Consider the following 6,642-nt stretch of genomic DNA (forward strand, 5'->3'; position numbering starts at 1 on the left):
CACCTACTTCAAGCAGTATCCCGGTTACTACTTTACCGGTGACGGCGCCCGCCGCGATCAGGACGGCTACTACTGGATCACCGGGCGCATCGACGACGTGCTCAACGTCTCCGGCCACCGCCTGGGGACCGCGGAGATCGAGTCGGCCCTGGTGCTGCACCCCCATGTGGCGGAGGCGGCGGTGGTGGGCTATCCCCACGACATCAAGGGCCAGGGTATCTATGCCTATGTGACCCCGATGCAGGGGGTCGAGGGCACGGATGACCTCAAGAAGGAACTGGTGGCCATGGTGCGCGGGGAGATCGGACCCATCGCCACCGTGGATATCATCCAGTGGGCGCCAAGCCTGCCGAAGACCCGTTCGGGCAAGATCATGCGCCGCATCCTGCGCAAGATCGCGGCCAACGAGATCGACAGCCTGGGTGACACCTCGACCCTGGCCGACCCGACCGTGGTCAATGACCTGATCGAGGGCCGCGCCAACAAGTAGAGGGTCGCGACTGGTCGCACCGCGTGCGGCGCGACCAGTCGCGGTCGGGATCAGTATCGCGATCGAGCGCGGGTGAAAGGACAGGATTTCGCGGGATTTTCAGGGTTTTTCGAGGCTGAATCTTCGTTGCATTATCTTGTTGATCCGAAAATGTCCTGTTAGCCCTGTCCAATTTCTATCCGGCGGACGGAACCCGCGGCCCAAGGCGCAGTCTCTATTGATGCCCCGGTGCGCCGCGGCACCTTGCCGGATTCCAGATTAACTTATTGTTTTTTCAGAGGTTAAATTGAGTTCTTATCATCGTGTTGGTGTCTTTGTCGATGCCGAGAATGTCCGTTACAACGGCGGCTACCAGATGCGTTATGACGTGCTGCGCCGGTTCGCTGCCCGCGAGGATGGGATCCTGCAACGTTTGAATACCTATATGGCCTTCGATAAGGAGCGGGCCGATGTTGATATGGAGTACAAGAAAAAGTCACGCATCTATCAGCAGATGGTCCGGGACTTCGGCTGGAAGATCACGGTCAAGCTGGTAAAGCGCTACACCGACGAGGCCGGCAACGTCACCACCAAGGCCAATGCCGACCTGGACATGGCGGTGGATGCCATGCTCCAGGCCGACAAGCTCGACCAGGTGTTGCTCGTCACCGGCGACGGCGACTTCATCCAGGTGGTGAATGCGTTGCAAAACAAGGGCTGCCGGGTGGAGTTGATCGGTTTCAAGAACGTCTCCCGCGATCTCCAGCGCGAGGTTGACGCCTTCTACTCCGGCTTCCTGATCCCCGACCTGGTGCCCGTCTCCTACGAGCCGCGCAATGAGTGGGGCAAGTCCGGCTCCTGCGTGCGCGGGGTCTGCACCAAGTGGATCGCCGACAAGGGCTACGGTTTTCTGCGTATCATGGACCACATCTCCCCTAATCTCTGGGTCACGGACCCCCGGGGCGAGGGCTCGCCTTACGCCAGCGTCTTTTGTCACGTCAACGAGTTGGCAGACGACGTCACGGAGGACCTGCTGATGAACCGGGAGACCGTGCTGGAGTTCTACGTCAACGAGAGCGAGCAGAAGGACAACGGACTGGTGGCCAAGAACGTCAGGCTCGCATTTTCGGTCAACAGGTAACAGACTTACGCGGGTGGCCCCGCTAACATTGGCGGTGCGGGGCTGACCCTGGCGCCGCCGCGGGTGCCGGGTATGCGCGGCACGGTATTTCGAGGGCCCCCGCACGCGCAGGTTGCGGCGCGGGCGGCACAGCTTGGACTTTGGCCCCGCACCCCGTGGGGCCACCCCGACCGGACAGGCATCCAATGGCGACCAATCAGACCACCATGAAACCGTCGGGCCTGGCATGGCGCCTGGTGCGGGATCGCTTGCTGACCGAGGACCAGGCGACCACCGCGACCACCGAGGCCCTACGCCGCCGCGAGCCCTTCGTCAAGTACCTGGTCGATCAGAAGGTGCTCGACAGTCGGCGCATTGCCATCGCCGCCTCCCACGAGTTCGGCGTTCCGCTCCTGGACTTGAGCGCGCTGGAACTCGTCGACATGCCGCTGAATCTGGTCGACGAGAAGCTGATCCGCAAGCACCGGGCACTGCCGTTGTTCCGTCGCGGCAACCGCATCTTCCTCGCCCTGTCCGACCCGACCAATGGTCAGGCCTTGGAGGAGATTCGTTTCAACACCGGGCTCGCCACGGACGCGGTCCTGGTGGAGGAGGACAAGCTCGCGGCGGCGATCGACCGCGCCATCGATGCCCAGGACACCACCATGACGGACCTCATGGATACGGACCTGGACAACCTCGATATCGCCGCGGACGACGAGGACCAACACGACGACTCCGATCTCAATGTCGATGACGCCCCGGTGGTGCGCTACGTCAACAAAATCCTGGTGGACGCCATCACCAGCAGTGCCTCGGACATCCACTTCGAGCCCTACGAAAAATACTTCCGCATCCGTTTTCGCCAGGACGGTCTGCTGCGCGAGGTCGCCAACCCGCCGCTCAACATCGCCGCGCGTCTGGTCGCCCGCCTCAAGGTCATGTCGCGGATGAACATCGCCGAGCGCCGGGTGCCGCAGGACGGGCGCATCAAGCTCAAGCTCAGCCGCACCCGTGATATCGACTTCCGCGTCAACACCCTGCCGTGCCTGCACGGGGAGAAGGTGGTGCTGCGGATCCTGGACTCCACCTCGGCCCAGGTGGGGATCGATGCGCTGGGCTTCGAGCCGGAGCAGCGCGACCTCTTCCTCGCCGCCATCAAGAAGCCCTACGGGATGATCCTGGTCACGGGTCCCACGGGCTCCGGCAAGACCGTCTCCCTCTACAGCGCGATCAACATCCTCAACGCGCCGGATGTCAACATCTCGACGGTCGAGGACCCGGTAGAGATTCAGGTGGCGGGGATCAACCAGGTCAACATGAACCCAAAGACGGGGCTGACCTTCGCCGCCGCGCTGCGCGCCTTTCTCCGCCAGGACCCGGACATCCTGATGGTCGGGGAGATCCGCGACCTGGAGACCGCCGAGATCGCGGTCAAGGCCGCCCAGACCGGACACATGGTGCTCTCCACCCTGCACACCAACGACGCCCCCCAGACGCTCACCCGACTGGCCAATATGGGTGTGGCGCCGTTCAACATTGCCTCCTCGATCCTGCTGATCATGGCCCAGCGCCTGACCCGTAAACTGTGCCCAAGCTGCAAGCAGCCCGAGGAGGTGCCGCGCGAGGCCCTGCGCGAGGAGGGGTTCACGGAAGCCGATCTCGACGAGGGCATCACCGTCTACCGCCCGGTCGGCTGCGAACGCTGCACCAAGGGCTATAAGGGACGAATCGGGATTTTTCAGGTCATGAAGGTATCCGAGGCGATCGGGCGCCTCATCATGGAGGGCGGCAACGCGCTCCAATTGGCCGAACAGGCAGCGCGCGAAGGGGTCGCAAACTTGCGACAATCCGGGCTGCGCAAGGTCAAGGCCGGAGTCACCAGCCTTGAAGAGATCAACCGAGTCACGAAGGACTGACGCCCATGGCACTGGCAGCAGCGCAGAGGCCCAGGCCTAAACCCAAGGCCGCGCCCAAGGCCGAAAAGGCCTATGTTTTCGTTTGGGAAGGAACCGACCGCCGCGGCGGCCGTGTCAAGGGCGAGACCCGCGCCTCCAGCATCACGACGGTGCGCGCCGACCTGCGCCGCCAGGGAGTCAACCCCACCAAAGTCAAGAAAAAAGCCCAGTCGCTCTTCGGCGGCAGAAAGAAGATCACCGCCGGTGACATCGCCATCTTCAGCCGCCAACTCGCGACCATGATGGCCGCCGGGGTGCCCTTGGTGCAGTCCTTCGACATTGTCGGCCGCGGACACGACAATGCGGCGATGCAGGACTTGATCCTCGCCGTGAAGCAGGATATCGAGAGCGGCACCGCCATGGCCGAGGCCCTGGGCAAACACCCCCTCTATTTCGATGACCTGTTCTGCAATCTGGTCGCCGCCGGTGAGCAGGCCGGTGTGCTGGACATCCTGTTGGACAAGATTGCGGTCTACAAGGAAAAAACCGAATCCATCAAGGGCAAGATCAAGAAGGCCCTGTTCTATCCCACGGCGGTCATCGCCGTCGCCGTCCTCGTCACGGTGGTGATCCTGATCTTCGTCATCCCTCAGTTCAAGGAGCTGTTCAGCAGCTTCGGGGCGGACCTGCCGGCCTTCACCCTGGCGGTCATCGGCATGTCAGACGTGCTGCGGGAGTGGTGGTGGGCGATTTTTCTGGTCGCTGCCGGGGCAATCTGGGCGATCGGCTATGTCTTCAAGCGCTCCCGCAAGTTTCGCGAGATCATCGACCGCACGCTCCTGAAGATCCCGATCATCGGTGTGATCCTCAATAAGGCGTCATTGGCGCGCTTTGCCCGGACCCTATCCACCATGTTCGCCGCCGGTGTCCCCCTGGTCGAGGCACTGGAATCGGTGTCCGGCGCCACCGGCAACATCGTCTACCAGGAGGCGGTGCTCAAGATGCGCGAGGAAGTGGCCACCGGCCAGTCCCTGCAACTGTCCATGCGGCAGCGCAACCTGTTTCCCCACATGGTGATCCAGATGACCGCCATCGGCGAGGAGTCCGGCGCCCTGGACGAGATGCTCGCCAAGGTCGCCGACTTCTACGAGGAGCAGGTGGATAACGCCGTCGACAGTCTCAGCAGCCTCCTGGAGCCGATGATCATGGTGGTCATCGGCGGCCTGGTGGGCAGCCTGGTGGTGGCCATGTACCTGCCGCTCTTCAAGCTTGCCTCCGTGGTGTAAGATGAGAACGGTTAACCAAATAAGTTAAACAATTCCATTAGGGACTGCCGATAACGCGATTGTCGCTGTCGTTGTCGTTGTCGTTGTCGTTGTCGTTGTCGAGGTTATCGTAGCGCCCCGGATTCTCTCGCACCCCAAAGCGCATCGCGTCTCCGATTACGACAACGACAACGATTGTGTTTAACTTGTTCTTGACTCGTTACTTGGCGAGGCTTCGGCTCAGACCGGCTGCTTGCGACCACTATCCACCAATCACACCGAGGTCGAACAATGCCGTGGATCGAGGTCTTCACCGCCAACCCGGGCCTGCTCTATGGGTCCGCCCTGGCCCTGGGGCTGATCGTCGGGAGCTTCCTCAACGTCGTGATCCTGCGCCTGCCGCGGATCATGGAGGCGAGTTGGCGCCGCGAGTGCGCGGAAATTGCCGGGACCCTCACGGCCGACACCGAACCGGCGCTCAGCCTGGCCCAGCCGCCGTCGCACTGTCCGTCCTGCGGCCACCGGATCCGCGCGTTGGAAAACGTCCCTATCCTGAGTTATCTGTTCCTGCGCGGGCGCTGCTCCGCCTGCCGGACGCGCATCAGCCCCCGCTACCCGCTGATCGAGGGCCTGACCGCGGTGCTGACCCTGCTCGTGGTCCTGCGTTTCGGCCTGAGTTGGCAGACCCTGGTCGCCCTGCCCCTGACCTGGGGTCTGATCGCGCTCGCGTTCATCGACTTCGACACCCAGTTGCTGCCGGACTCCATCAGCATCCCGCTCCTCTGGGTCGGTCTGCTGTGCAGCCTGTTCGGACTCTTCACGGACAGCGCCTCCGCGATCATCGGAGCCGCGGCCGGCTATCTGAGCCTGTGGTGTGTCTTCCAGCTCTTTCGGCTGGCCACCGGCAAGGAGGGCATGGGCTACGGCGACTTCAAGCTCCTGGCGCTCTTCGGGGCCTGGTTCGGCTGGCAGTTCCTGCCCCAGATCCTGCTGCTCGCGGCCTTGGCCGGGGCCCTGCTCGGCACCCTGCTCATCGTCACCGGACGGCACGCCCGTGGGGTCCCCATGCCCTTCGGTCCCTTCCTGGCCATCGCCGGTTTCATCTGTCTGATCTGGGGCGCGCAGATCAACGCCGCCTATCTGCGCCTCGCCGGCTTGGCGTGAGGGGGGTTGCGGTCACATGTTTAGGGTCGGGCTCACCGGCGGCATCGGCAGCGGCAAGTCGACCGTGGCCGAGCGGTTTGCCGCGCTCGGCGCCGGCGTCATCGACACCGACCTGCTGGCCCGGGAACTGACCGAACCCGGCACCCCGACGCTGGCCCGGATCGGAGCCCAGTTCGGCGCGGTCTTACTGCCGGACGGCAGCCTGGACCGGGCGGCGCTGCGCGGCCTGGTCTTTGCCGACCCAAGAGCCCGCGCGCGTCTGGAGTCCATCCTGCACCCCCCGATCCGCGGTCTGATGCTGGAGCGCGCCGCCTGTCTTGAGACGCCCTACGTGATGCTGGTCGTGCCGCTCCTGTTGGAGAGCGGTCAGGAGTCCCTGGCGGATCGGGTGCTGGTGGTGGACTGCCCCGAAGCGGCCCAGATCGCCCGGGTGTGCCGCCGCAGCCTGCTCGCGCGGGCCGAGGTCGAGCGCATCATTGCAAGTCAGATCCCGCGCGCCCGGCGCCTGGCGCGGGCCGACGACATCATCGACAACGACGGCCCACCCGCGGCCCTGGGGCCCCAAGTGGAGCGCCTGCACCGGGCCTATCTGGGGCTCGCGGCAGAGGCCTAGCGCGGGCCGCTGAGCGCAGGAAGAAGCTACAGCGACCGGACGTTCTCACGGACCGGGCGTCGTTGTCGTTGTCGTTGTCGTAATCGTGGACTACTCGTTTACGACAACGACAA

The 6,642-nt window shown here is 63.9% G+C and carries 5 protein-coding genes and 1 pseudogene; all 6 read left to right on the forward strand.

What is annotated here, in order from left to right:
• Positions 1-490 (forward strand): annotated as a pseudogene (locus QZY48_RS04765) (AMP-binding protein); the annotation flags it as partial.
• A 286-nt stretch (positions 491-776) separates the two neighbouring features.
• A complete protein-coding gene (locus tag QZY48_RS04770; protein WP_295428430.1) occupies positions 777-1,610 on the forward strand; it encodes an NYN domain-containing protein in 834 nt (277 codons plus the stop codon).
• 185 nt (positions 1,611-1,795) lie between these two features.
• Entirely contained in the window at positions 1,796-3,508 is a 1,713-nt protein-coding gene (gene pilB / locus QZY48_RS04775; protein WP_295428433.1) for a type IV-A pilus assembly ATPase PilB, read from the forward strand.
• Between the two features lie 5 nt (positions 3,509-3,513).
• The gene (locus tag QZY48_RS04780) at positions 3,514-4,773 is read left to right on the forward strand and encodes a type II secretion system F family protein (RefSeq protein ID WP_295428435.1); all 1,260 of its coding nucleotides are present in this window, start codon (positions 3,514-3,516) and stop codon (positions 4,771-4,773) included.
• Positions 4,774-5,043: 270 nt separating this feature from the next.
• Entirely contained in the window at positions 5,044-5,916 is an 873-nt protein-coding gene (locus QZY48_RS04785; protein ID WP_295428437.1) for an A24 family peptidase, read from the forward strand.
• Positions 5,917-5,932: 16 nt separating this feature from the next.
• The gene (gene coaE, locus QZY48_RS04790; RefSeq protein ID WP_295428440.1) at positions 5,933-6,529 is read left to right on the forward strand and encodes a dephospho-CoA kinase; all 597 of its coding nucleotides are present in this window, start codon (positions 5,933-5,935) and stop codon (positions 6,527-6,529) included.
• Positions 6,530-6,642 lie beyond the last annotated feature (113 nt).

The sequence above is a fragment of the uncultured Thiodictyon sp. genome (assembly GCF_903828115.1).
In the GTDB taxonomy this organism is placed as follows: domain Bacteria; phylum Pseudomonadota; class Gammaproteobacteria; order Chromatiales; family Chromatiaceae; genus Thiodictyon.

Coding starts and splice junctions, on each gene's coding strand:
- coaE (WP_295428440.1), top strand. CDS start 5,933: ATGTTTAGGGTCGGGCTCACCGGCGGCATCGGCAGCGGCAAGTCGACC.
- QZY48_RS04780 (WP_295428435.1), top strand. CDS start 3,514: ATGGCACTGGCAGCAGCGCAGAGGCCCAGGCCTAAACCCAAGGCCGCG.
- pilB (WP_295428433.1), top strand. CDS start 1,796: ATGGCGACCAATCAGACCACCATGAAACCGTCGGGCCTGGCATGGCGC.
- QZY48_RS04785 (WP_295428437.1), top strand. CDS start 5,044: ATGCCGTGGATCGAGGTCTTCACCGCCAACCCGGGCCTGCTCTATGGG.